Consider the following 24231-nt stretch of genomic DNA (forward strand, 5'->3'; position numbering starts at 1 on the left):
CACTGATCCGGGCTGGGCCTAGACCTCGCCGATCCCGGAAACCACGTTGGCGCGGCCCTCGGCGAGGCTGTAGGAGAGGCCGATCACCGCGGCGCGGCCGTCCTCGATTGCGGCCGAAATCACACGGGAGCTGTCCACCAGGCGCTTGGACGTCTGCTTGACGTGCTCCACCACCATGTCGTTGATCTCGTGCTCGCCGTTCCGCATGGACGTCAAGACAGAAGGCGTGATGCGCTCCACCAGGTCCCGCATAAAGCCCACCGGCATGTTGCCGGTGTCCACTGCGGACTTGGTGGCACTGACGGCGCCGCAGCTGTCATGCCCCAGCACCACGATCAGCGGCACCCCCAGCACGCTGATGCTGTACTCCAGGGAGCCCAGGACGGCGTCGTCAATCACCTGGCCGGCGGTGCGCACCACGAAGGCGTCCCCCAGGCCGAGGTCGAAGATAATCTCCGCGGCGAGCCGGGAGTCCGAGCAGCCGAAGATCACGGCAAACGGGTGCTGGTTTTCCACCAGCGACGACCGGCGGGACGCGTCCTGGTTCGGGTGCGACGATTCGCCGGCAACAAAGCGTTCGTTGCCTTCGCGCATGCGGCGCCAGGCAAGGGCGGGGGTCAGGTAGGTAGCCACGGGCTTACTTTACGGGGCCGTGCTGGCTGACGGTGAAACTGTGACGGCCGGGTTGGCGTCCATGGACTGCACGACGGCGGTGGCGAGTTCGGCGAATTCGTCCAGCTGAGCGCTTCCCGTCAGGACAACGGTGGTTCCGCGGTACTTCAGCACCATGCTCTTCTCGCCTTTGCCGGTGTCACGCAGCTCCCAGTCCTGTCCGCCCGCCGCACGCGTTCCCGTCACGGGAGCGCTCTTGGTCTGCTGGACGAGCCAGGTGGGGTTGGACTGGCGGGTCTGGACCAGGCCGATGAAGGACTCGTTCGGTGTCAGGTAGCCAACTTCCCACGTGGGAACGCCGCTGCCGGTGCCCGACTCCCATCGGGCGTAGTTGGACGTGAACGACTTGCCGGTGTCCGGTGTTACGGGTGTGAATCCCGCCACATCCGTGGCGTTCCGGGCCACTGCGCCGACGTCGATGTTCGGGCGGAATCCGTCGCTCTTGGGGAGGGGGTTCATCAGGATGATGGGCAGGAAGGCGGCGATGCTGACCACCAGGGCAACGATCATGCCGATCACGGAGGCATTGGCACGCTTCGCCGCGGCGGCCGGGATTACTGGGCGGACAGGGGCTGCGTCGGCCGTGCCGGCGCTGCCGCCTTTAGCTCCGGAGTCGGAGGGGTCGGGCCCGGGGCTGATTTTTTCCTGCATTTCACTCACCCCTCTATAGTCGCCCATGTTTACGCGCAACTCACAGTCGGGGGAGTGGGGGAGGCTCAAGGTCCATGTTGCAGGGGGACGTCATGCCGCGCCCCGAAGGCTCCGCCACGACTATGATCAGTACCAGAGGAATCACCGCACCGGCTGAATCCGGCCGAGCGGGTCCAATGATCGCCACTCGAAGAAGAGGTTCACGTGTCACCAGCGCCTATGACCCAGCAGTACTCCACGATTTCCCCCTCCCTGGCCGTGGGCATCGACGAGCCAGACCGCAACCTCGCCCTTGAACTTGTCCGCGTCACCGAAGCCGCGGCCATCGCCGGCGGCCACTGGGTTGGCTTCGGCGACAAGAACAAAGCCGACGGCGCGGCCGTTGACGCCATGCGCTCCTTCCTTCACACGGTCCACTTCAACGGCGTTGTGGTCATCGGCGAAGGCGAAAAAGACGAAGCCCCCATGCTGTTCAACGGCGAACATGTTGGCGACGGTACCGGTCCTGAGTGCGACGTTGCCGTGGACCCGATCGACGGCACCCGCCTGGCCGCCCTCGGCATCAACAACGCTTTGGCAGTCCTCGCCGTGGCTGAGCGCGGCTCCATGTTCGATCCGTCGGCCGTGTTCTACATGGAGAAGCTCGTCACGGGCCCGGAAGCCGCCGACATGGTGGACCTCCGCCTGCCGGTCAAGCAGAACCTGCACCTGATTGCCAAGGCGAAGGGCGTGAAGGTCAACCAGCTCAACGTCATGATCCTTGACCGCGACCGCCACCGCCCTCTGGTCGAAGAGATCCGCGAAGCCGGTGCGCGCACCAAGTTCATCATGGACGGCGACGTTGCCGGTGCGATTGCAGCAGCCCGCTCCGGCACCGGCGTTGACGCCCTGATGGGTATCGGCGGCACGCCGGAAGGCATCGTTGCTGCCTGCGCCATCAAGTCCCTCGGCGGCGTCATCCAGGGCCGGCTGTGGCCCACCAGCGACGACGAGAAGCAGAAGGCGATCGATGCCGGCCACGACCTGGACCGCGTGCTGTCCACCAATGACCTCGTGTCCAGCGACAACTGCTACTTCGCGGCCACCGGCATCACCGACGGCGACCTCCTCCGGGGCGTCCGCTACTCCAAGGACAAGGTCCTGACCCAGTCCATCGTCATGCGCTCCAAGTCCGGCACCATCCGATTTGTTGACGGCGAGCACCAGGCCAGCAAGTGGGAAGGCTACGCCCGCAAGAACTAGCAGGTCTTCACCCCGCGTACTCCTGCGCGAACTGGCAGCTAATGACCCCAAATTCCTGATTTGGCGTCATCAGCTGCCAGTTCGTGTTTCAGCAGGTAACCCAGCCTGTGGATAACGCAAACCTCAGGCCGGAATCGGACCACAATGGAGCATGTCCCGGACGCCCATGCCTCCTCAGCTCCCGCACGGATCATTTCTTGTTGCCGATGCAGAGGCCCTGGGCCTCACTCGGAGACAGCTGAGCAGGGAGGGCATATTCACGCCCTCGCGCGGCATCAGACTGCCGCTGGGCAGCACCGGTAGTGTCGCCGAAAACATCCGTGCCTACAGCCGCCTTGACCCCAACTGCGTCCTGACGCACTCCACCAGCGCGAGAATTTGCGGAATATGCCTGCCGGCTTGGCTGGAGCAGGACTGGAGGATCCACATCGCCCGTCCTGCCGACGGCTGCAAGCCGCGCCGCAGGAACGTTGTGGGTCACCAGTTGTCGTTCAAGTCCGGCGAGGTCATATCGTTCGACGGCGTTCGGCTCACCTCAGCTGCCCGTACCTGGCTCGACCTGGCCACAATGTTGAGCCTCAACGACCTTGTCGCGGCCGGTGACTCCATCGTCGTCAGCCATGGAGATGACTTCCCGATGCCGCGGAAGCCGCTGGCAACTGTTGCGGACCTGAGGCACATGGTGGGTCAGCATTCGGGAATGCGCGGGGTGAAAACGGCGCGGCTAGCCTTGGATCTGATCAGGGTGGGGGCAGACTCGGCACCCGAAAGCCTGATGCGGCTTGCACTGGTACAGGCAGGAATTCCCGAACCGACGTTGAATGTTGTGCTCCGCAACGGGCTGGGTCACCCTGTGGTCTGGCCGGATGCTGCCTACCCGGAGTATCGGATCGCACTGCAATATGATGGCGCCCACCACAGTGATCCTGACCAGTACCGCCGCGATATCAAGCGGCAGGGCCTGACTGAAGGTCTGGGCTGGCGAGAAATCCGTGTCCAGAAGAGTGACCTGGAAGGGGATCGGCCCTTCGTCGTCGAAAAAGTGCGGGCGGTCCTGAGCGGTTCGTCGGCCCGCTCCGGGTGGGAACGAACTGGCAGTTGATGACCCCAAACAGCAAATTTGAGGGTATTATCTGCCAGTTCGCGCGGAGGGGGAGCGGAGGGCTCGAAGCCTGTCGCGCAGCTTGCGGGCCAGCTGGTACGCGTTGTACCGGAGCTTTTGAACGGGGAGGTCCCAGGTGCCGGGGTACTCCACCTCGCGGCCGCCGAAGGACTTCTTGAACGCGGTGAATCCTGCCCATTTGTGGCTGGGCTGGTCCGCGGGCGCGACACCCCACAGGTCCACGTGTTTCAGGCCGCGTTCCTTGGCGTCTGCCATCAGGGTCACCAGGAGCGGGATGCCCGCGCTGAGCTTGCGGTGAGTGTCATCCAAGGCTGCGTGGGCGTAGGTCCGCGTGTCCGCGGAATCGTAGGCCAAGGCCGCGGCGATCGGCTCGCCGTTCAGTTCGGCGATGAACATGGTGGCTGCGCCCGCGGGCATCAGGGAGGCTGCCACCTGGGTCAGGTACTCGTCACTCTGCGGCTTGAAGCCGTTCCGCCGGGCCGTCATGTGCAGGAAGTACAGCAGGATACTGATGTCGTCCGCGTCCTGCGACGCCCGGAACGTGACGCCCTTCTTGTGGATGTTCCGGTAGAGGTTCCGGTTCACGGGCTTCATCGCGGCGAGGACATCCTTGAAGTCACCTTCGAGGTCCACGATCCAGCTGAGTTCTGGCTGCTGGTTCACGGGTGCCGGCTGCAGACCGCGCCGGCTGAGCTCCGTGGCGGCCGGCATCTCAAGCCCGGCGGACACCGGCTCAATCCGGACAAACACAGCGCCGCACGATCTGGCCGTTGCCACCAGGGCGGCCAGGGCGGCGTCGAACGCCTCCGCGGAGGATGCCACCGGCCCATAGGGGGCGTAGAGGACCTTTCCGGCCGGGTTTTTCTCCTCGACGGCCAGGAAGCTCCAGCCCGGGCCGGACTGCTGATGGACTGTGCGGCCCAGCGACGACTGGACATCCGCCCAGGCAGGCGTCTGCAGGAAGAATTCCACGGCTCAGGCCTTCAGGGATGTGGTCACGGCGAAGGCAACGGCAGGGGACTCGGCACCGGCCACCGGGTGGATATTGACCGGTGCTTCCGCGGCGGGAAGGAAAGCGCTGCCCCCGCGGGCCAGCTGCAGGTCGCCCTTGGGCGAATCGAGATACACCGATCCGGCAACAACAATAACGACGACGGCGCCCGCCTGGGCCAGCGGCACCGGCTCCGCGCCGGGTGCCAGTTCGATCCGCTGAAGCTGGAACTCCCGGAAGGGCGGCTGGTACAGCTCCTGGCCAAGCCCGGAGACTTCCGGCGTGAGCATCGGCACCGCCACCGGCTGGAATTCGATGGTCCGCAACAGCTCCGGCACATCGATGTATTTCGGCGTCAGCCCGCCGCGGAGCACGTTGTCCGAGGACGCCATGACTTCAACACCCAAGCCGTGCAGGTACGCGTGCACGTTGCCCGCGGGGAGGTAGACGGCCTCGCCGGGGGCCAGCGAAATCCTGTTCAGCAGCAGCGAAATCAGCACGCCGGGATCACCCGGGTACTTCTCGTTGAGGCTGATGACCGTGGACAGTTCCGCCCTGTACGGTGCCAGCGGAGCGCCGGAGATCAGAGCCGCGGCCACCATGGCTGTGGTGTGGGAGACGTCATCGCCGCCCGTGATCAGGCGCTCGAAGGCGCTCCTGAGGCCGGCACCCTCGTCCGGGTTCTCCAGGACCTCAAGCAGCTCCACGAGCAGGGGCGGGACACCGGTTTCCACCAGGTCGAAGCAGGCGGCAAGGTGGAGCAGAATCTTCCGGGTTGATGCCGGCGCCCGGAACCCGCACAACGCTTCGAACGGCGTCAGCGCGAAGATCATTTCGGGCTTGTGGTTGTCATCGCGGTAGTTGCGGTGCGCGGCATCGGGCGCAATGCCGTCAGCATTCTCCCGGGCGAATCCCGCTTTGGCCTGTTCGATGCTGGGATGGACCTGGAGGGACAACGGCAGCGCGGCAGCAAGGATCTTGGTCAGGAACGGGAGCCGCGGGCCAAACTCGGCCACAGATTCGCTGCCCAGGAAATGTTCCGGATCTTCGGCAATCAAGGCATCCAGCGGTGCCACGGAGCCGTCCACCCGGCGGGCCATCGAGGGGGCGCCGGGGTGGGCGCCGATCCAGAGTTCGGCTTCCGGCCGGCCGGACTCGGGGCGTCCCAGCAGCCCTGCGATGGCGGTGGTGGATCCCCAGGCGTAGTCGCGGAGGACGTTTTCAATTTCGTACACAGCCGGTATCCATTCTTGGTCTTCAGGTCTACGTAAAGCCTTGCAGTCAGGTGCCGCGGCCGGGTTTTCCGCGCGACGGCGCAGCGGGCCTAGAGCGGCGCGCATTGGCCGTTGGTGGCCACCAGTTGGCGGATAGCTTCCTCGTTACCCTCGCGCTTGAGCTGGTTCAGCAGCTCCGCGGTGATCGGTTCGCCGTCGGGCGTTGTAGTCACGGGGGTGAAGTCGGACGACGGCGGGGCAGTCTGCGCGGAGGTTCCACCGGCTGCCAGGAACGCAGCCATGGGCACCTGGGCGGACGCCTGCAGGCGTCCGCCGGCCGTGGCGGGCTCAACGAGGCTGTCAACGGGTGCGGCAGCCTGTGGGCCCGAAGCTGATGCCAGCAGCTGGTCCACCTTGGCGTGGATGACGTCAAAGTCAGGCACCGTGGAGAAGGACGCGTCGAAGTCGGGCGGGCCGATGGTGAGCCGCTTGACCTCCTGCCCCTTGGCCTTCGTGGCGAGGTCCACAAAGCTGCCGAGCTGGGACGAGGAAATGTTGGACTCCACAACCTTGGTGCCTGCGCTGGCGATGTCCTCGAATTTGGACAGCAGCGTGGCAGGGTCCAGCTGCTTCAGCATGGCCTGCTGGACGCACTGCTGACGCTGGATCCGGGAATAGTCGTCGACGTATTCGCGGGACCGGCCGTACCAAAGGGCGTGCTCGCCATCGAGTGTTTGTTCGCCGGCAGGAATCCAGCCCAATGGCATGCCATGGGTGCGGGTAACCTCGTCGAAGTAACCGCTCATCGGAACCCAGCCGCCGGCCTTGATTTTGATGCCGCCCATCGCGTCAATGAGTCTGGCGAAGCCCGCCATATCCACCAGGACGTAGGCCTGGACCGTAATACCCAGCGTTCCTGAGACTGCTTCGAGAGTCGCCTGCGCGCCGGGGTCGGCGACACCCGGGTACAGGTCCGCGTGCTCGTTGGTCACTTGGGTATTGATGGCGTTGATGAGGCACGCGTCGCCGCAGTCGTAGCCGTCCGGGTAGATTTCGCGCATGGGCGAACCTTCGCTGAACTGGGCGTTCTGCAGGTTGCGCGGCACGGAGATGATGGCGGTCTGGCCGGTCTTGGCGTCCACGCTGAGGACGGACAGGCTGTCCGGGCGCCTGCCTGTGCGGTCGTCGCCGGCGTCACCTCCCATCATCAGGAAGTTGTAGCGGCCGTCCACGGGATCGATCGTTGGTCCCCCCGCGAAGATGCTGCCAATGGCGTTGCGGCCCACGTTCAGCAGATACGCGGCATACCCAAGGGTGCCGCTGCTCAGGACCAGGGCAAGCACCAGGGCGATGCCGACGGCGGGCCGCGCCGCCGGTGCCAGCAGGACCGGGCGGATCAGCCGGAGTGTGTTGATGAACAGGAACGCCCATCCAAGCGCCAGCGCCACCAGGACGAGGATGATCACCAGCGAGGCAAACTGATTGGTGAGGATGTTGATCAGGAGCGACCGGTTCACGGCCAGAAGCAGCAGCGTGACCGCCAGCAAAGCCCAGGCGCTCAGGGTGACGCGAAGGGCAATACGGCCGAGCCTGCGGTCGCCGGCTACAATTTGGGCGCTGCCGGGCACCAGGAGGGTCATCAGGACCAGGGCAAAGCCCCGTTTGGTCCGGACGGGTTCGGAGGCGCTGGACGGATACCGGACGGGATCAGTCATGACCGTGCCGGTTGCTGGCTGCTGCGGTTCGCTTCTGGACATGTCCGGTTCCTTAACGGCTGCCCCGGAGAACACCATTGCCGTCGGCGAAGACTTCGCTGACTTTCTGCCTGAGGTTGGCTCCCTTGCGGGTGGCGACGTCGTTGAGTTCCTGGGCGAAGTCCAGGAGGTCGGCGCGGAGCGTGGCTGCCAGTTCGTCCGTGCCCGACGCGAGGATCCGGACTGCTAGCAGGCCTGCGTTCCGGGCACCGGCAATGGACACTGTGGCTACGGGAACGCCGGCCGGCATTTGCACGATGGAGAGGAGGGAATCCATGCCGTCCAGGGTCTTCAGCGGGACCGGGACGCCAATAACGGGCAAGGGAGTCACGCTTGCCAGCATGCCGGGAAGGTGGGCAGCTCCGCCGGCGCCCGCGATGATGACCCGCAGCCCGCGTTCGTGGGCGGTCTGGCCGTACCGGATCATTTCGGTGGGCATCCGGTGTGCGGAGACCACATCGGCTTCAAAGGGGATGCCGAACTCAGCCAATGCATCCGCGGCGGCCTCCATGACCGGCCAATCCGAGTCTGAGCCCATGACCAGCCCAACGATGGGACGGGGGACGGTGCCGGTGGTGGTTTCGGTGGTCATGCGTTCTCCTCGGAAATCCGTGCTGATTCTTCGGTGGGAACCCGGCCGTCGCGGATGATGGCCGCCACCCGGGTTGCGCGTTGCCGGACCGAGTCCACATCATCCGTGGAGGTCCCTACGAGGTTGACATGGCCAATCTTGCGTCCCGGACGCACTGATTTTCCGTAGCAGTGGACCTTGGCGGCCGGCTCGCTGGCGAGGGCGGCCGGGTAAGCGGAAAACAGATCCTGGTTGTCGCCGCCCAGGAAGTTTTTCATGACCACTACCGGGCCCAGGATGTCGGTGGCACCCAGCGGCAGGTCCAGGACCGCCCGCAGGTGCTGCTCAAACTGGCTGGTAACCGAACCGTCCTGGGTCCAGTGGCCGGTGTTGTGGGGGCGCATCGCGAGTTCGTTGATCAGGAAGCCGACGCCAGAGCCCGGTGTTTCAAAGAGTTCCGCCGCCATGACTCCGGTGACGCCAAGTTCCGTGGCGACGCGCAGTGCCGCGTCTTCCGCGGCCGCGGCAACCTCGAGGGGGATGTCAAGGGCAGGGGCGATGACTTCGTCGCAGACGCCGTCGACCTGGATAGTGTGCACCACCGGCCAGGCTCTCGCTTCGCCGCCCGGGGTCCGCGCCACCAGCGCGGACAGTTCGCGGCTGAACTCAACTTTGGCTTCGGCGAGGAGCGGGCTCATGGCCTCGAACCACGGAGCAGCCTCTTCGGCGGCCTCGGCGGAGTCGATGATCCGCACGCCCTTTCCGTCGTAGCCGCCGCGGGGCATCTTGAGGACAACCGGCCAACCCGTTTCTTCGCCGAAGTCCACGAGCGCGGCGACGTCAGCGACAGCAGCCCAGATGGGGTTTGGGAGACCAAGGCTGTCGATGGCAGCCCTCATCACCAGTTTGTCCTGGGCATTAAGCAGGGCGTCCGGACCGGGCTGGACATTCACGCCAGCGGCCAAAAGCGCGCGGAGGTGGTCCGTGGGGACGTGTTCGTGGTCGAACGTCATAACATCCAGACCGTCCGCGAAGTCGAGGAGAGTCTGGAGGTCCTTGTAGTCACCCACCGGTGAAGTGGACACAGCAGACACGGCTGAAACGTCCTCAGCCTCAGCCAGGACACGGAGTTCAAAGCCAAGGGCGGTAGCGGCCGGGGCCATCATGCGCGCGAGTTGGCCGCCGCCAACTACGCCGATTACTGGAAAAGTCACATATGCCAGCCTACAGAAAAGCTCACCGGATCCGGGCTTTGGGACGTCGAAGGGCCCGCTTTTCGGGTATTTTCGCGATCACCCTTCACTCCGCGTGGGGCGGGTTCACCGATTTCGGGTCTAAAATAGACCTCTGGCCGTGTGGCCCAATGAACGGACGGCCATGGAGGGTCATGTTTAGCGCACTTGCAGATCGTATCCGGGGGCTCGCCTCGCTATTTTGGCGTGAAGTGGCCAAGTTCGGAGCCGTGGGCGGTGTGGCCTTCGTCATTGACTCGGCCATCTTCATCTGGCTGTTCACCGGACCGATGCACGGCAGCGAGGTCTGGGCCAAAGCGGTGGCAACCATCGTGGCAAGCATCTTCTCGTGGGTTGCCAACCGTTACTGGACGTTCAGACACCGCAAGCAGGCCAACGTGGCCCGTGAGGCCGCGCTGTTCGCCGTCATGAACCTGGTGGGACTGCTGATCGCCTCAGGCTGCGTCTGGTTCGCGAAGTACATCCTGGACCTGAACGACAAGCCCTCGCTCTTTATTGCCGGCAGCGTCGTGGGCCTGGTCCTGGGCACCATCTTCCGCTTCTTCGCGTACCGGTTCTGGGTCTTCAACGAAGAACTGGATCAGGAGCCGGAGTTCTCCCACGACCACGAGCTCATCGAACGGCACCATCGTGAGAAGGCAGCTGCCGCTGCTGCCGTCGCCCAGCACGGGGAGCAGCCGGAGGCAGACTCACCGGAAAGCCGCCGGCAGCAGCCGTAACCCGGCCGTGCCGGGAAAGCTACTTGCCGTGGATGCGTTCCGCGGCCAGCAGCTTGTCCGTCAGCTGCACATCGGCGTGAGCCAGCACCACTGAACCACCGTTGTGCCACGCGCCGAGTGAGTTCGCCAGCGCCGGCTCCAGCCCTTCAGAGGCCGGGACCAGAAGCCTGACGCCTTCCTCATGCGGCGCCGCAAAACCAGTGATCAGGCTTTCGTGGATGTGACGCTGCCCTCCGCCAGCCCGAATGGCACAGCCGGCCGCCGAAGGGTCCGTGTGCGCCATAAAGACGTCGCCATGGGAGCGGACCTCGGCGGCGTAGTCGATGACTCCGGCAGGCAGGTCACCCGGCCACCGCATCGCCAGGGCCGGAAGGGCGACGGCGATAACGGCGTCGTGCTTCCCCTCAACGGTTCCGGGCCTGTCGGTGACCAGGAGCTCCGCCTCCCCGCCGTCCAGGACTGTTTCCATGCCCAGCTGCCAGGCGGCCAGTGCCCAGATCATTGACTTCCAGTGGGCTGGCAGGTCAAGAGTCAGCCGCATGCCGGGCTCGGCGTCGAGTTCGTCCTGCAGCAGATTGCTGGTTTTTGCCACCCAGTTGTCCAGCACACGACCGGAGAGTTCCACGCGCTCGGAGTCCGGGCCGTACCAGGTCAGGCGGGGTGACGTGGCGTGGCCGGAACGCAGGGCAGTCATCAGATCTATCGCCGGGATGCTCATGGCTTTATCTTGCCACGGACACAGTGGGGCGTCCTTGGCTGGGATGCAGCGCACCGAGTCCCTAAGGGTCCCAGTCGGGTCCGGCCGGGCTGTGATTTTACTCACAGGAGTTTGTCATCTTATTTGTCTAATTCGGGCTGCGCCTGTATTTTCGGCAGCTATTCAGCGGAAACGGGACCTTTTGGCCGCCGATGCGGACCGCCAGGCCTCCGGCGCGCCGGACCTTCGGAAAACTCCCGGGCGTGGCGTGACCGGGATTGTCCCGGAAAGTTGATTATTATCCCGTCCACGGCTTGACTCCCCAGTAGTTACACGCGTGTAATTAGATATCGAAAGTCACTGCATAAATACGGGCACGCAACCGAGTGTCCAAGTATTCAGGCAAGGGCTGCAACATTTTGGGGAGGGTCGCCGTGGGGCAAGCAGAGCGTATCCATGAAGATGCCGTCGTCGCCGGACTGGCAACGGCAAAATACCGCGCACGGGGGGTGCCGAGCGACTGGTACGTCGATCCCGCGGATCCCGACGCCGCGGACCGCTACAACCGCAATACCAAAGACCCCCTCCAGGACCAGGCCACAGCCTTCCTGGCGGCGCACGAAGCACTCCTCGACGGCGGACACGACCAGGACGATGACGACCTGGATCCGCCCATGGAACTGCGCACCCCGGCACAGGGAACAAGTTCTCAGCCGGTGTGGATCGGACTGCCGTTCGGGCAGGACTTCGACGACGAAGGTGAACTCGGCTGGCAGACTGATGCATTGTGCGCGCAAACGGATCCGGAAGCCTTCTTCCCGGAGAAGGGCGGATCCACGCGCGACGCCAAGAAGGTCTGCGGTGCATGCAATGTGCGGTCGCAGTGCCTGGAATACGCGCTGGCAAACGACGAACGGTTTGGCATTTGGGGTGGCCTTTCCGAGCGTGAGCGCCGGCGGCTAAGGAAGCGAGCAATCTAATTCTTCAGGAAGTACATGTCACTGCCGTTGTGGTGTCCCACAACGGCAGTGCCTATCTCCCCAGAACCCTGGCTGCCCTCGCGGACCAGACCCGGCCCGCGGACTCCCTCATCGGAGTGGACACCGGATCCCGCGACGACTCCGCCCTCCTCCTGGAACGGGCCTTCGGCGCAACCAATGTGAGCACTTTTCCGCCCGGCAAGAGCGGCATGGGCGGCGCCGTGCGCGCCGGGCTCAACAAGCACGCGCCCTGGGAAGGCCAGTCCCAGCGCGCCGCCACAGAGTGGGTCTGGCTGTTGCACGACGATGCGGCCCCGGCCCCGGAGGCGCTGGCCGAACTCCTCAGTGCCGTGGAGCGCGCACCATCCGTGACCGTGGCCGGCTGCAAGCAACTGGACTGGCACTCGGAACGCCGGCTGATCGACGTCGGACTCTCCACCAGCCGCTGGGCCGAGCGGCTTACCCTGATCGATGCCGACGAACTGGACCAGGGCCAGTACAACGGCCGCACTGACGCGTTTGCGGTGAACTCGGCCGGCATGCTGGTCCGCCGTGATATCTGGGAACTCCTGAACGGCTTCGACCCCGCACTGCCGGGCACCGGCGACGACGTCGACTTCTGCTGGCGCAACCGCCTCGCCGGGCACCGTGTGGTGGTAGTTCCCACTGCACGGATGTTCCACGTAGCCCACCGGCCGCATGCCCAGGGAAACGCTTCCGCGGCGCGAAAGGCCCAGGTCCATCTGCGTCTCAAGCACGCCCCGCTGTGGAAGGTGCCTGTCCATGCGGTCGGTGCGCTGCTTGGCAGCATTTTCAAACTCGTGCTCAGCATTGCGGTCAAGGATCCCGGGCACGGTTTCTCGCAGCTTGTGGCCACATTCGCTGCCCTGGCCCGGCCCGGTGCCGTGGCAAAGGCCCGCCGGACCGCGGCAAACAGCCGGCGGATCCGGCGGTCCGTCATCAAGAAGCTGCAGACGCCCCGGCGTGAAGTCTGGAACCACCGCCGCTCCCTGATGGAAGCCCTGGGCGCCGACAACTCCACGGCCGATGGCCTGGTCCATGACCCCCTGGCGGACCAGCCGACGGGGGACTCATCAGATGATTTCGCTGCCCTGACCACCACCGAACGGGGTTGGGTGGGGGTCGGCGCCATCGCCGCCATCATCATTGCGTCCGCGGCTTCCCTCACGGCGCTCACCGGGCTGTTCCGGGCCGACGCTGTTTCCGGTGGAGGCCTCATTCCGGTGTCCTCCACCCTTGGCGAAATCTGGCACCACGCCTCCAGCTGGTGGATCAGCCTGGGGGCAGGGCTTCCGGGCAAGGGCGACCCCTTCGGCTATGTGCTGTGGATCCTTGGCCTGCTCGGCGGGGGAGACGCCAACGCGGCCATGGCCTGGCTCCTGCTGCTCGCCGCCCCGCTTTCCGGCCTGACCGCGTGGTTTGCGGCCGGGGGCCTGACCATCCGGCGCCGATTCCGCCTCGTTGCCGCACTCTTCTGGGCGGCCGCTCCTGCCTTGCAGATAGCACTGAACCAGGGCCGGGCCGGTGCCTTGGTGGCCCACATCATGATCCCGCTGCTCGTCCTGGCACTCCTGCGCGCCACCGGGTCCGCTGTGGGCCACGGACGGTTCATTGTCCCGTCCCCGGGTGACCGGCGTTTCACCGAAAAACCACCCGCACGGCCTGGGATCAACGGCATGCCGTCCTGGACTGCCGCCGCCGCCGCAGGATTGACGCTGGGTGTTGTGACCGCGTCGGCGCCTTCACTGCTAGTCCCGGCCGTTGTGGTTATTGTGCTCTGCGGGCTGATGCTTGGCCGTCGTGGCCGCACCGTGTGGTGGGCTCTTTTGCCCAGCGCCGCGCTCTTTCTTCCCTTCGGGCTGTCCGTTATCGACCGGCCGCGGGCATTGCTGGCAGACCCGGGTGTTCCGCTGGGATTCGAGGCAGCCCCGCTGTGGCAGCAGTTCCTGGGCCAGCCGCTGCTGTTCTCCGCCGAAGGTGGCCTGTCCGGCCTTCCGTTCTTCAGCGGCCAGGCGATCCCATGGGCACTCGTGCTGGCACTGCTGCTGGCCGTTCCCGTCCTGCTGCTTGCCGTTGCCGCCCTGTTCCTCCCGGGTAAGCGCAGCAGGACAGCACGTGTTCTCTGGGTGGCGGCTCTGGTGATCTTCGCGGGTGGCTGGCTCGCAGGGCACGTTGCCACGGGCGCAACTGCCGACACCCTCGTGACACCGTTCACCGGTCCAGCCGTCTCCGCCGCAGGGTTCGCCCTGCTCGGAGCCGCCCTGATCGGTGCCGAGCGCTTGCTTGATGCCGCGGACCGGGCAGCCTCGCCGAGTATTCGGCGCAACGTGGCCCTTCGCTCCGCGACGGCATTTGCCATGGTGGTGCTGCTGGCCGGTCCGCTGGCCGGCATGGCGGTTTGGTCGGCGCAGAACCTGCTACGTTCCTCAGCCGTTGCCCTCCCGGCCGACGTGCCGGCAGAGCCCGCGCTGGGAACGCCACGGCTGGTGCAGCCAGGCAGCGCCCGGACGCTTCCCGCCACCGCCATAGACCGTGGCACCGGGCCGGAGCAGACACGCACGCTGCTGATCAGCACCCAGGAGAACGGCGCCTTTGACGCGGCCCTGATGCGCGGTGCCGGGACCACCCTGGACAGCTTGTCAACGATTGCCGCCGCCCGGAACATCCTGGGCGCGCCCGGCCAGGAGACAGTCAGGGAGGACGACGACGTCACGGCGTCCATCCGCAGCGTGGTGGCCACGCTGGTGGCCGGCCAAGGCGTGGACCCCCGTCCCGAGCTCGAGCGCCTTGGTGCTGGATTCGTCGTGCTGCGCTCGGCAGACACCGCCGCCCAGCTCACGGCCAGCAGGATGGACGCAGTTCCGGGGCTCGTTGCCGTCGGCCAGACGGATGTCGGCTGGCTCTGGCGGATAACGCCGCTGAACCAGCCGGTACTGCAGCCCGCCGACGTCGCCCATCGCGTCAGGATCGTGGACGGCACCGGCGCCACCGTGGCGCTGGTGCCCTCCAAGTACGACGACGTCGACACCCCTGTGGCCGAGGGGCCGGAAGGGCGGCTGGTGGTGCTCGCCGAACGGGCGGACCCGGGATGGAGCGCCTGGTTCGACGGGCGAAAGCTCACTGCCACAACGTCCGGCTCGGCCCAGGCCTTTACCTTGCCTGCCACCGCCGGCCAGCTGACCATCCGGTACGACACCCCTTGGGCCCTTTGGTCCGGAATCGCACAGATCACGGTGATAGGACTCACTGTAATGCTCGCCATTCCCATGCCCGCGCGCCGGCCCAACACAGGGCTCTCGAGGGACGAGGGATCTTTGCGTAAGGAACACCAGAATGCATAAGGACGCAGCCCGCAGGACCCCTCGCAAGCAGATGCTGGCAGGCCTGGTCTCGGCCGTGGCGATTGTGGCCGCAGCCGGCGCGGGACTCGCAGCCTCCTCGGTCGCTCCGCAGCCGGCAGGGAGCCGCAGCATCCCGGCCGTGCTGGCTGCAGTTCCCGCAGGCGCCAGCGCGGGGGTATGTCCTGGCCCGGCCCGCCTGCTCGAAGGAACGGAGGCGGGCACCGACCCCCAGTTCAGCCCCGAATCCGCGACCGCCAAGAGCGCTGTCACGGGCGCCGTCCTGAGCGCCCCCGGCGGTGTCCTCCCCGGCAGTAGGCTCGCCGCCCTTGACGGGACTCCCGCCGTCGAGATCGCCAAGGACGGCAGCCAGCCCGGCCAGGGAACAGGTCCCCAGGACCTGACCGCCGGCGTCCTCGCCGGGCACAGCGTGGATGATGCCAGCTTCCTGAGCGCCGACGCCCAGGCAGGCCGGAAGCCCTCAGCCGCCGGGCTTATGAGATTCACTGCCACGGACGGTGACCTGCAGGGCTCGGCGGCTGCCAATTGCCAGCCGCCCGCCAACGACCTTTGGCTGTCCGGTGCCAGCACCACCGTGGGCCGCACCTCCGTCCTTGTCCTCAGCAACGCCTCAAGCACACCTGCCACCGTCAGCCTGGAGCTCTTCGGCAGCAAGGGTCAGATCCAGGCCCCGGGCAGCAGGGGGCTGCTGGTCGCGCCGGGAGGTACGCGCTCAATCGTCCTGGCTGGCCTGGCCCCTGGTGAAGCCCAGCTCACGGTCCATGTCCGAAGCGCCGGCGGTCCGGTGGCCGCGTCCATCCAGCAGAGTGTCCTGAGGGGACTGACGCCCGGCGGCGTCGATTTCATTGCTCCGGGCGCCGCACCTGCCGCACGGCAGGTCATGACCGGAGTGGACATCCAAGATGCCGGCGCGATCTCCGCCTTCACGGGAAACAGCGGCTTCAACGACGCCGGCCCCGCGCTGGCCATCACGGTTCCGGGACCGTCGGATGCGGTAGTGGAGGTCAAGCTCTTCGGCCGGGACGGCCAGAAGGCACTCCCGGGCGGCGGCGTTGTCACGGCAAAAGCCGGGGCCGTCACCGAGATTTCCCTGGCTGGCGTCCCCGCCGGCCACTACACGGTGTCCACCAGTTCGGACGTGTCATTTGTGGCCGCAACCCGCATCACCCGGGGCGTCACGAACGACAAGGCCTCGGACGTCGCCTGGGCTGCCTCCGGTGTCCGGCTGGGAAGCCAGCATGTGGTGCCCGTGCCCCAGGGCGGTGACCGAACCCTCGTGTTCGGCGTCCTCGAGAACCGGGCCACGGTCTCCTACGCTGCCATCACCGCGGACGGCAAGATCCGCGCGGCCGCAACTGCCGACGTCGCCGGCGGCACCACAACGTCCATCAAGGTCCCCGAGAAGGTGGACGAGTCGGAAGTGGTGGCGTACGTTGTCTCCGCGTCAGGTGACGCTGCCTACGGCGCGCTGCTCCTGCAGCAGGACGGCCGGGACGACACCTCCACGGTGGCCTTCACGCCGGCGGCTTCAGGGCAGGAAAAGGTGCCGGTCTCCCTGGGATACTGACAGGACAGCACCGGCGGCGTCAGTACCGGCGGCGGTAGACCGGATCCAGGGTTTCCGGCGCTACGCCGAGCATTTCGGCGGTGTGTTCCACCACGACGTCGTGCACCAGGTCCTGGAGTTCCTCCCGGCTGGCGCAACCCTGCTCAACCACCCGGCGGTACAGGGTGATCACCGGGCCTTCCTCTGCCGTGGCGGGGGTGTAGGCGCCCATGGGAGGCGGGGCGGCGTCGGCCACCAGCTGCTCCAGCAGCGGGGGTATTTCGTCGACGGCAAACCGGACGCCGTCGAGCGTTTTGCCCCAGATGTCGTGGAGCCGCTGCGCGGAATCCAGCACCATGTCGTCAAAGCGGTCCGACCGTGTCCTGTAACCGGGGTGCGTTGGCAACACCAGCTCCCCGCGCAGGCCGCGACCGTGGCGGTTCCGGCGGCGCATCGCAAAGCTTCGGCCGGGCGAACCCGAACCCGTTTCTGCGGCGCGGTCATCCGGGTCAGCCAAACGGACCGTAAAAGCTGAATCATGGTTCGATGACTGCATACCTTGACTGTAAACCCGGGCGCAGAATTACGCGACATAACCCCGGTTTGCGTGCAAGGGCGCGGCGGCCGATTCGGCAAATACTCCGAACAAGTTGGGATACGGAGTAGTCTGTGATGTCGTGGGAGCTATCCGTCAATGTTCAAGGTCAGCCTGCCGTCAGTCGGCGGTGGCAACTTTGACGTACGTCTATGCCGACTCCACCGCCGTCCTGGGTCCGCTTGCCACCTACGCCGAGCCGCATTGTTACGATTTGTGCGAGCAGCACGCCGGGTCACTGACCGTGCCCCGCGGCTGGGAAGTGCTTCGCCTGGCGATGCCCACAAGCCCGCAGCAGCCCGGACCGGACGACCTCCTGGCCCTCGCCAACGCGGTCCGCGAAGCAGCGGCCCAGCCGCCCAATTCGCAGACCACGCCGGGTCAGCGTGGCTTGCATTCAGCGCTGGAGGCCCCGGCCGGCACCGAAGGCGTCCGCCGGGGGCATCTGCGCGTCCTGCGCGAACCTTCCTGAGGCGGATCTGGCGGTAGGCTGGAACCTGCTAATCAGTCAGCCAACGGCGCGAACGCGCCCCTGTCGGGAGCACCAATCATGCCAAAGATCAGTCCTGAACTGTTGTCCGTCCTCCGCTGTCCCGTGACCGGATCGCCCCTGGTCCAGGAAGGCGAAGAGCTTGTGTCGACGGCGGCGGGAGATTCGGGCGTGAAGCTGCGCTACCCGATCGAGGACGGTATCCCGCTGCTGCTGCCGCCGGAACTTCTCCAGGCCGCCACGGCTGCCGGTTCGGACCAGCACGATCCCGCCGTCCGGCCGGCCACGGACCCAAGCCCCGCCACGGACAAAACCGCAGCTACTGCCTAGGCAACGCCTGGACAACCCGCACCACCACCAGCGGTCGACTTTCGCGCAGAGGCTTCAACGCCGGCGCCGCCATCGGACAAAAGCAAAGGAACCCCATGACATTTGACTACAAGGTAGCCGACATCTCGCTGGCCGAAGCCGGCCGCCACCAGATCCGCCTGGCCGAGCACGAGATGCCAGGCCTGATGTCACTCCGCAAGGAGTTCGGACCCACCCAACCGCTGAAGGGCGCCCGGATCGCCGGATCCCTTCACATGACGGTCCAGACTGCCGTCCTGATCGAAACCCTCACTGCCCTCGGTGCCGAGGTCCGCTGGGCCTCCTGCAACATCTTCTCCACCCAGGACGATGCCGCCGCAGCCGTCGTGGTGGGCACGGGAACGGTCCAGGACCCGCAGGGTGTCCCGGTGTTCGCCTGGAAGGGCGAGACGCTGGAGGAATACTGGTGGACTGCACAGCAGATCCTGGCCTGGCCCGGCGCGGACACCAATCCGGAGCTCGGCCCGAACATGATCCTGGACGACGGCGGCGACGCCACCATGCTGGTCCACAAGGGCGTTGAGTTCGAAGCTGCCGGCGCTGTACCGGCGGCAGGCGAAGACGAGTCCGAGGAAGGCCGGATCTTCCTGGACGTGCTTCGCGCCTCGCTGCAGGAAGACCCGCAGCGGTGGACCCGGATCGGGGCCAGCCTGCGCGGCGTCACCGAGGAAACCACCACCGGCGTGCACCGCCTGTACCAGCTGGCTGAACAGGGCAAGCTGCTGTTCCCGGCCATCAACGTCAACGACTCGGTCACCAAGAGCAAGTTCGACAACAAGTACGGCATCCGCCACTCGCTGCCTGACGGCATCAACCGCGCCACCGACGTCCTGATGGGCGGCAAGGTGGCCGTCGTCTGCGGTTATGGCGACGTCGGCAAGGGAGCCGCAGAGGCCTTCCGCGGCCAGGGTTCCCGCGTCATCGTCACAGAGATCGACCCCATCTGTGCCCTCCAGGCAGCCATGGACGGCTACCAGGTGGCCAAGCTGGAGTCGGTGCTGAGCCAAGGCCACATCTTCATCACCACCACCGGGAACAAGGACGTCATCCTGGCCGAACACATGGCCGGCATGCGTGACAAAGCCATCGTGGGCAACATCGGCCACTTCGACAACGAGATCGACATGGCCGGTCTGGCGCGGATCCCCGGCATCAAGAAGGTGGAGATCAAGCCGCAGGTGCATGAGTGGGTGCTCGACGCCGGGACCCCCGAAGAGCGCTCCATCATCGTCCTGTCCGAGGGACGCCTGTTGAATCTGGGCAACGCCACCGGCCACCCGTCCTTTGTGATGAGCAACTCATTCGCCAACCAGACCATCGCCCAGATCGAGCTGTGGACCAAGCGGGACCAGCCCGAAGGCGAACGCGAATACAGCAACCAGGTCTATGTCCTGCCCAAGATCCTGGACGAAAAGGTTGCCCGCCTGCACCTCGACGCCCTCGACGTGGAGCTTACGGAACTCTCCAAGGAACAGGCCGACTACCTGGACCTGGACATCGCCGGACCGTACAAGCCCGAGCACTATCGTTACTGACGTGTGATGCCCCGGGTGCAGACCGCGCCCGGGGCTGTTATGTCCAAGCATTAAGATCGGACTATGGAACCTGTTGTTAAGCCACGCCGGCGGGGGACCGCCAAGAAAATTCTCTTGGTGGCAGCCGTGTGTGTCCTTGCCGCAACGGGCGGCGTCTTCGCCGCCGTCGCGCCGGGTTTTGCGCGCGGTGGCCTGGAGTCCGAAGCCAGCTCGGCAGTCCGGTCCGCACCGGGCATCGCATCGCCCGTGGTGGCCCCGGTCAAGGTGGACGTCACGCCGGCCAACGCCGCAAAGCAGGTGAACCCGGCAATGCCGGTGTCGCTCAAGGTGGGCAACGGCAGGATCGAGAGCGTCACGCTGACCAGCACCGCCGGCGAAGTAGTCCACGGCACCTTTGCCGGGGACGGCAGCAGCTGGACAGCGACAGACTCGCTGAAATTCAACACCGAGTACAGCTACACATATGTGGTCACTGACGGGGCGGGACGGGATACCAGCACCACAAACTCATTCAGTACGGTTTCGAGCACGCACGAGGCGGATGCTGCTATCTACCCGCTGGATGGGATGAAGGTTGGCGTGGGCCAGCCGCTGCAGGTCATCTTCAGCGAACCGGTGGTCAACCGGGATGCCGTGGAGAGGGCCATCAAAATCACCTCCAGCGCAGGGCAGGCCGGGGCCTTCCACTGGTTCAGCGACACCATGGTCCGGTACCGCCCGGAAGCCTTCTGGGCGGCGAACTCCACAGTCACCATGGACATGCAGCTTTTCGGCGTGGACCTCGGCAACGGCCAGATTGCCAACTTCAACAAAAAGGTCACCGTGAATTTCGGTGACAAGCGGGTGGCTATCGCCGATGCCGCCGCACACACTTTCACGCTCAGCGTTAATGACCAGGTAGTGAAAACCCTCCCGGTCAGCATGGGCGATCAGCGTTTCCCGTCAGCGCGCGGCTACGCGGTCCTGATGGAAAAGAACCGCTATGACCACTTCCGGGCGGCCAGCATCGGACTCAAGCCCGGCGATCCGGCCTACTACGGCGAAGTGGACGTGGAGTATGCCATCCGCCTCACCCTGAGCGGCGCCTACATCCACCAGGCGCTGGAGTCCGCCTACCCCTTCATCGGCAACACGAACGTCTCGCACGGCTGCATCGGGTTCGCTCCCGACGGCGCCGCCTGGGTTTTTGACAACATGACCACCGGCGACGTGGTTCAGATCATCAACACCGAAGGCGACTACGCCGCCGTCGACGACGGCTATGGCGACTGGAACATCCCCTGGGCGGAGTACAACAACTAGGAACCGTTTGGCCCAGGACCAGGCCCAGGACCAGGACGAGGTTCAGGCCTATGGCTCGAACGGCAGGCGGTCCAACCGCTCCGCCGTGGCCGAGTTCCGGCGCCGGGCCTGCTGCAGCCGCGCGAGTTCACGGTGACGGCGCTCCGCGGTGACGGCCGCCAGGTACTGGTCCGGGCTGGTTCCCGGGGGCGGCGGAGGGGCCACATGCCCGGCCAGTTCCGTGGCGATCGACGCCGCCATTCCGGCGGCGGACAGCGGTGACATGCGTCCGGCCTGCCGGATGAATTGGGCGGCCTGCCGTGCGGTCGCATCTGGGATCCGGCCGATGTCCGCAGCTGTGGCCCAGCCCTGAAGCTGTGGGGGAACAAAGACGCGGACCGGTACCTCTGCCGGCACGCGCCGGCGCAGCGCATACGTGCCGGCAAGGATGTCACCCAGCCGCTTGGAGCGGCTGTTGAAGAGGGCGACGCCGATGGCGAGGCCACCCAAGGTGAGGTAGATTTCCAGGAATCCAGTCAGCCCCCGGATCACGGCGTGGCGGAACCGGATGGCGCCGCCGTCGTCCCTGACCACACGCAGGCCGGTCGCCAGTTTTCCGAGCGAGAGCCCCCGGGTGAGGGTCTCCACGGCTACCGGGACAATCACGAAGCAGAAGACCACGCTCACCAGCGTCAGCGCCCGCATTGCTGCCTCGTCAAGGTCCTGGGCGGCGGCTGCGACGCCCAGCAGGATCAGGACCAGCAGGATGATGTTGAACAGGACATCCAGCAGCAGGCCAAGGGCACGGGCGGCGAAGGATGCGGGGCGCAGTTCCAGGACAACGGCCTCGCCGGTGATTATCGAACTCAAGCGGATACCCCAATCCCTGGTCAGCCGTCCTGCGGACCTTCACAGTCTATGGCGGCTAGGCTGTTGCCGTGGATATGGATGCCTTCTCCGCCGCCAACGGGGACAAGTGGTCAAGGCTGCACCAGCTCGCCCATAAGCGGCGCCTCAGCGGCGAAGAGGCCGATGAACTGCTGCGCCTTTACCAGTCGACGTCGGCCCACCTTTCCTTCATCCGGTCGATTGCCCCGGAGAGCGGCCTGTCGGCGTCCTTGTCCGCCACCCTGGCCCAGGCCCGGACCCGTTTCACAGGCGCCCGGTCCAACGTGATGGCGGACCTGGCCCGGTTCTTCGTGGCTGCCCTGCCGGCGGCTCTGTACCGCCTGCGGTGGCTGACGGTGGCCTGCGGCGCCGCATTTATCCTGGTTGCCGGCGCCTACGCGCTCTGGATCGGGACGTCCCCCGAGGCCCTGCGGTCCGTTGCCTCCGAGGCTGCGGTCCGGCAGTACGTCGAGGAAGACTTCATTGGCTACTATTCGGAAAATCCCGCGGCCTCGTTTGCGGGGGCCGTCTGGACCAACAATGCCTGGATCTGCGCGCAGGCGGTGGCCCTGGGCATCACCGGCTTCTGGGTACCCATGATCCTGTTCACGAACGCCCAGGGCGTCGGGATCGCCGCCGGAGTTTTCGCCGCCGTGGGCCGGCAGGATGTCTTTTACAGCTACATCCTGCCGCATGGCCTGATGGAACTGACGGCTGTTTTTATTGCCTGCGCGGCGGGCTTGAGGATCTTCTGGGCCATGGTGTCCCCGGGACCACGGACGCGGGGACGGGCAGTGGCGGACGAAGGCCGGTCGCTGATCACCGTGGCCCTGGGGTTGGTGCTGGTGCTGTTCGTTTCCGGATTAGTGGAAGGTTTTGTCACGCCCAGCCCGCTTCCGGTATGGGCCAAGATCGGCATCGGCCTGGCGGTGCTGGCTGCCTACTGGGGCTACGTCCTGGTATGGGGACGGCGGGCCTATGACGCCGGTGAACGCGGCGACTTGGTGGCCGGCGACGCTGGATACAGCGAAATCGCCGCATGAATCCGGGAGCGACGGGGTGGCTCCTCGCCCTCGTGGAGGAGCGGGCGGTAGGCTCGACATCAGATACACGGCGCTGCCCGGATCAGAGCCGGCGGCGTGGAACCCAACGGAAGTGACGCTGCTGTGAACGACAATTCGCCGACCCCTGCCAAACGCACGGAGCCGCAGCCGGATCCGGACCTGGATACTTCGTCGGACTCGGAAGAGCCTGCTTTTGCTTGGCTGACAGACTCCGGCTCCAGCACTCCCGACGTGTCCCCAGCACGTAGCGCCGGTGCCGGGCAGGGCGGTGCCACCCAGCCCGAAAGCCGCGCCGGCCGCAAAGCCGCGGAGGCCGCCGTCGAACCTCCCGCCGCGGTACCTTCCGTAGAAGAGTCGCTCCGCAAAGAACCGTCCGCCCAGGGCGCCACCCGAAACGGTGCCCACTTCAGCGAGCCGCTGCCCACGTCAGCGCTGCAGGTCCGTCCGCCGCAGGAGGAAGTGGAGCGCCGCAACGCGGAGCGCGAAAGCGCAGCCAACGCCAAGCCCGTGGCCCCGCGCATCTGGCAAGTCCTGCTGGCCCTTTTCTACCCGGTGATCCTGCTGGTGCTGGCCGTCCGCGCAGTCACCAGCCCGCTGTTCCTGTGGGCCGAGTACAACAGGCCCGGGTTCCCGGGCGACGGGTACGGGTTCAGCACCGACGACCGGATGACGTACGGTTCCTACGCGGTTGACTACCTCAGCAACTGGGCGGGCCCGCGGTACCTGGGTGATCTGGTCAATCGCAGTGGCGGGGACCTTTTCAAGGACGGCGAAGTCAGCCACATGGCCGACGTGAAAGTTGTCATCCTTTCCGCGTTTGGCGGGGGAGCACTCCTGATCGTCCTCAGCCTCGTGGCCATCGCCTACCTGCGCCGCCGCAGCACCGGCGGTGTGCGCCGCGGACTCTTCGCGGGATCCATTGTTGCGCTGGCGATCATCCTGGGGCTTGGCGCATTGGCCGTGCTCGGCTGGCAGCAGTTCTTCACCGAATTCCACCGGATCTTCTTCGCCAGCGGTTCCTGGACGTTTGCCCTTGAAGACACCCTGATCAGGCTGTTCCCGGGCCAGTTCTGGATCGATGCCGGTATTGTCATCGCCGCGCTGGTCCTCCTGGCGTCTCTGGTGACGCTCATCCTCACTTGGCCCACCCGCCGCCGTCGCGGCCTGGCCAAGGATGAGCCGATAGGCGCTGAGGCGTAGCCCCAAGCAACTGCAC

The 24231-nt window shown here is 66.0% G+C and carries 22 protein-coding genes; 12 read left to right on the plus strand and 10 right to left on the minus strand.

The window, feature by feature from the left end; translation table 11 throughout:
• Nucleotides 1-18 precede the first annotated feature (18 nt).
• Together ACX80V_RS06420 and ACX80V_RS06425 are read right to left on the minus strand one after the other, a co-directional pair.
• Nucleotides 19-633: a carbonic anhydrase gene (locus ACX80V_RS06420; RefSeq protein WP_058929648.1), complete on the minus strand. Its 615-nt coding sequence runs from the start codon at nt 631-633 to the stop codon at nt 19-21.
• Between the two features lie 9 nt (nt 634-642).
• Entirely contained in the window at nt 643-1323 is a 681-nt protein-coding gene (locus ACX80V_RS06425; protein WP_485842448.1) for a DUF4245 domain-containing protein, read from the minus strand.
• A 219-nt stretch (nt 1324-1542) separates the two neighbouring features.
• Here ACX80V_RS06425 and glpX point away from each other — a divergent pair, with 219 nt between their 5' ends.
• Together glpX and ACX80V_RS06435 are read left to right on the plus strand one after the other, a co-directional pair.
• The gene (gene glpX, locus ACX80V_RS06430) at nt 1543-2565 is read left to right on the plus strand and encodes a class II fructose-bisphosphatase (protein WP_252566698.1); all 1023 of its coding nucleotides are present in this window, start codon (nt 1543-1545) and stop codon (nt 2563-2565) included.
• Between the two features lie 166 nt (nt 2566-2731).
• Nucleotides 2732-3667 (plus strand): endonuclease domain-containing protein, encoded by a 936-nt coding sequence (locus ACX80V_RS06435; protein WP_485842449.1) that lies wholly within the window; start codon nt 2732-2734, stop codon nt 3665-3667.
• A 27-nt stretch (nt 3668-3694) separates the two neighbouring features.
• Here the strand turns inward: ACX80V_RS06435 and ACX80V_RS06440 are convergent, their stop codons facing one another.
• The 5 genes from ACX80V_RS06440 to ACX80V_RS06460 form a co-directional block, all read right to left on the minus strand.
• A complete protein-coding gene (locus tag ACX80V_RS06440; protein WP_485842450.1) occupies nt 3695-4660 on the minus strand; it encodes a lipid II:glycine glycyltransferase FemX in 966 nt (321 codons plus the stop codon).
• Between the two features lie 3 nt (nt 4661-4663).
• Nucleotides 4664-5914 (minus strand): mannose-6-phosphate isomerase, class I, encoded by a 1251-nt coding sequence (gene manA / locus ACX80V_RS06445; protein ID WP_485842451.1) that lies wholly within the window; start codon nt 5912-5914, stop codon nt 4664-4666.
• 89 nt (nt 5915-6003) lie between these two features.
• Nucleotides 6004-7650, minus strand: coding sequence for an LCP family protein (locus ACX80V_RS06450; protein WP_485842452.1), 1647 nt, complete (start codon nt 7648-7650; stop codon nt 6004-6006).
• A 10-nt stretch (nt 7651-7660) separates the two neighbouring features.
• Nucleotides 7661-8239: a 5-(carboxyamino)imidazole ribonucleotide mutase gene (gene purE, locus ACX80V_RS06455; RefSeq protein WP_058929643.1), complete on the minus strand. Its 579-nt coding sequence runs from the start codon at nt 8237-8239 to the stop codon at nt 7661-7663.
• On the minus strand, nt 8236-9384 hold the full coding sequence (locus ACX80V_RS06460) for a 5-(carboxyamino)imidazole ribonucleotide synthase (RefSeq protein ID WP_058929642.1): 1149 nt from the start codon (nt 9382-9384) through the stop codon (nt 8236-8238). The genes purE and ACX80V_RS06460 overlap by 4 nt, the downstream gene beginning before the upstream one ends.
• Before the next feature lie 221 nt (nt 9385-9605).
• On the opposite strand from ACX80V_RS06460, the gene ACX80V_RS06465 reads away from it, so the two are divergent.
• Nucleotides 9606-10190 carry a GtrA family protein gene (locus tag ACX80V_RS06465; RefSeq protein WP_056348028.1) on the plus strand — a complete coding sequence of 195 codons (585 nt, stop codon included), beginning with the start codon at nt 9606-9608 and terminating at the stop codon, nt 10188-10190.
• Between the two features lie 19 nt (nt 10191-10209).
• Here ACX80V_RS06465 and ACX80V_RS06470 read toward each other — a convergent pair whose 3' ends face one another.
• Nucleotides 10210-10908, minus strand: coding sequence for a TIGR03089 family protein (locus tag ACX80V_RS06470; RefSeq protein ID WP_485842453.1), 699 nt, complete (start codon nt 10906-10908; stop codon nt 10210-10212).
• Between the two features lie 413 nt (nt 10909-11321).
• Here ACX80V_RS06470 and ACX80V_RS06475 point away from each other — a divergent pair, with 413 nt between their 5' ends.
• The 3 genes from ACX80V_RS06475 to ACX80V_RS06485 are packed head-to-tail and all read left to right on the plus strand — an operon-like array spanning nt 11322 to nt 16814.
• Entirely contained in the window at nt 11322-11867 is a 546-nt protein-coding gene (locus ACX80V_RS06475; protein WP_485842454.1) for a WhiB family transcriptional regulator, read from the plus strand.
• A gap of 29 nt (nt 11868-11896) precedes the next feature.
• A complete protein-coding gene (locus ACX80V_RS06480; protein ID WP_485842455.1) occupies nt 11897-15229 on the plus strand; it encodes a glycosyltransferase family 2 protein in 3333 nt (1110 codons plus the stop codon).
• A complete protein-coding gene (locus tag ACX80V_RS06485; protein ID WP_485842456.1) occupies nt 15222-16814 on the plus strand; it encodes a DUF5719 family protein in 1593 nt (530 codons plus the stop codon). The genes ACX80V_RS06480 and ACX80V_RS06485 overlap by 8 nt, the downstream gene beginning before the upstream one ends.
• A 19-nt stretch (nt 16815-16833) precedes the next feature.
• On the opposite strand, the gene ACX80V_RS06490 is transcribed toward ACX80V_RS06485, so the two are convergent.
• Nucleotides 16834-17349 carry a metallopeptidase family protein gene (locus tag ACX80V_RS06490; RefSeq protein ID WP_485842457.1) on the minus strand — a complete coding sequence of 172 codons (516 nt, stop codon included), beginning with the start codon at nt 17347-17349 and terminating at the stop codon, nt 16834-16836.
• Between the two features lie 121 nt (nt 17350-17470).
• Here ACX80V_RS06490 and ACX80V_RS06495 point away from each other — a divergent pair, with 121 nt between their 5' ends.
• From ACX80V_RS06495 to ACX80V_RS06510, 4 genes are all read left to right on the plus strand, one after another.
• Nucleotides 17471-17860 carry a DUF3499 domain-containing protein gene (locus ACX80V_RS06495; protein WP_485842458.1) on the plus strand — a complete coding sequence of 130 codons (390 nt, stop codon included), beginning with the start codon at nt 17471-17473 and terminating at the stop codon, nt 17858-17860.
• A 78-nt stretch (nt 17861-17938) separates the two neighbouring features.
• Nucleotides 17939-18208 (plus strand): Trm112 family protein, encoded by a 270-nt coding sequence (locus ACX80V_RS06500; protein ID WP_248761946.1) that lies wholly within the window; start codon nt 17939-17941, stop codon nt 18206-18208.
• A gap of 95 nt (nt 18209-18303) precedes the next feature.
• Entirely contained in the window at nt 18304-19782 is a 1479-nt protein-coding gene (gene ahcY / locus ACX80V_RS06505) for an adenosylhomocysteinase (RefSeq protein WP_485842459.1), read from the plus strand.
• Between the two features lie 63 nt (nt 19783-19845).
• Nucleotides 19846-21084: a L,D-transpeptidase gene (locus ACX80V_RS06510; RefSeq protein WP_485842460.1), complete on the plus strand. Its 1239-nt coding sequence runs from the start codon at nt 19846-19848 to the stop codon at nt 21082-21084.
• A gap of 48 nt (nt 21085-21132) precedes the next feature.
• Here ACX80V_RS06510 and ACX80V_RS06515 read toward each other — a convergent pair whose 3' ends face one another.
• Entirely contained in the window at nt 21133-21933 is an 801-nt protein-coding gene (locus ACX80V_RS06515; RefSeq protein WP_485842461.1) for an RDD family protein, read from the minus strand.
• A gap of 68 nt (nt 21934-22001) precedes the next feature.
• On the opposite strand from ACX80V_RS06515, the gene ACX80V_RS06520 reads away from it, so the two are divergent.
• Both ACX80V_RS06520 and ACX80V_RS06525 read left to right on the plus strand, forming a co-directional pair.
• The gene (locus tag ACX80V_RS06520) at nt 22002-22994 is read left to right on the plus strand and encodes a stage II sporulation protein M (RefSeq protein ID WP_485842462.1); all 993 of its coding nucleotides are present in this window, start codon (nt 22002-22004) and stop codon (nt 22992-22994) included.
• A 123-nt stretch (nt 22995-23117) separates the two neighbouring features.
• Complete coding sequence (locus ACX80V_RS06525) at nt 23118-24215, plus strand: TIGR01906 family membrane protein (RefSeq protein ID WP_485842463.1); 1098 nt, start codon at nt 23118-23120, stop codon at nt 24213-24215.
• Nucleotides 24216-24231 lie beyond the last annotated feature (16 nt).

The organism is Pseudarthrobacter arbutini, assembly GCF_054510915.1.

What these genes read in the sequence shown, in the direction of transcription:
- ACX80V_RS06465 (WP_056348028.1), top strand. Translation starts at nt 9,606, where the DNA reads ATGTTTAGCGCACTTGCAGATCGTATCCGGGGGCTCGCCTCGCTATTT.
- ACX80V_RS06500 (WP_248761946.1), top strand. Translation starts at nt 17,939, where the DNA reads ATGCCAAAGATCAGTCCTGAACTGTTGTCCGTCCTCCGCTGTCCCGTG.
- glpX (WP_252566698.1), top strand. Translation starts at nt 1,543, where the DNA reads ATGACCCAGCAGTACTCCACGATTTCCCCCTCCCTGGCCGTGGGCATC.
- ACX80V_RS06510 (WP_485842460.1), top strand. Translation starts at nt 19,846, where the DNA reads ATGGAACCTGTTGTTAAGCCACGCCGGCGGGGGACCGCCAAGAAAATT.
- ACX80V_RS06460 (WP_058929642.1), bottom strand. Translation starts at nt 9,384, where the DNA reads ATGATGGCCCCGGCCGCTACCGCCCTTGGCTTTGAACTCCGTGTCCTG.
- ACX80V_RS06435 (WP_485842449.1), top strand. Translation starts at nt 2,732, where the DNA reads ATGCCTCCTCAGCTCCCGCACGGATCATTTCTTGTTGCCGATGCAGAG.
- purE (WP_058929643.1), bottom strand. Translation starts at nt 8,239, where the DNA reads ATGACCACCGAAACCACCACCGGCACCGTCCCCCGTCCCATCGTTGGG.
- ACX80V_RS06450 (WP_485842452.1), bottom strand. Translation starts at nt 7,650, where the DNA reads ATGTCCAGAAGCGAACCGCAGCAGCCAGCAACCGGCACGGTCATGACT.
- ACX80V_RS06485 (WP_485842456.1), top strand. Translation starts at nt 15,222, where the DNA reads ATGCATAAGGACGCAGCCCGCAGGACCCCTCGCAAGCAGATGCTGGCA.
- ACX80V_RS06470 (WP_485842453.1), bottom strand. Translation starts at nt 10,908, where the DNA reads ATGAGCATCCCGGCGATAGATCTGATGACTGCCCTGCGTTCCGGCCAC.
- ahcY (WP_485842459.1), top strand. Translation starts at nt 18,304, where the DNA reads ATGACATTTGACTACAAGGTAGCCGACATCTCGCTGGCCGAAGCCGGC.
- ACX80V_RS06425 (WP_485842448.1), bottom strand. Translation starts at nt 1,323, where the DNA reads ATGCAGGAAAAAATCAGCCCCGGGCCCGACCCCTCCGACTCCGGAGCT.
- ACX80V_RS06490 (WP_485842457.1), bottom strand. Translation starts at nt 17,349, where the DNA reads ATGCAGTCATCGAACCATGATTCAGCTTTTACGGTCCGTTTGGCTGAC.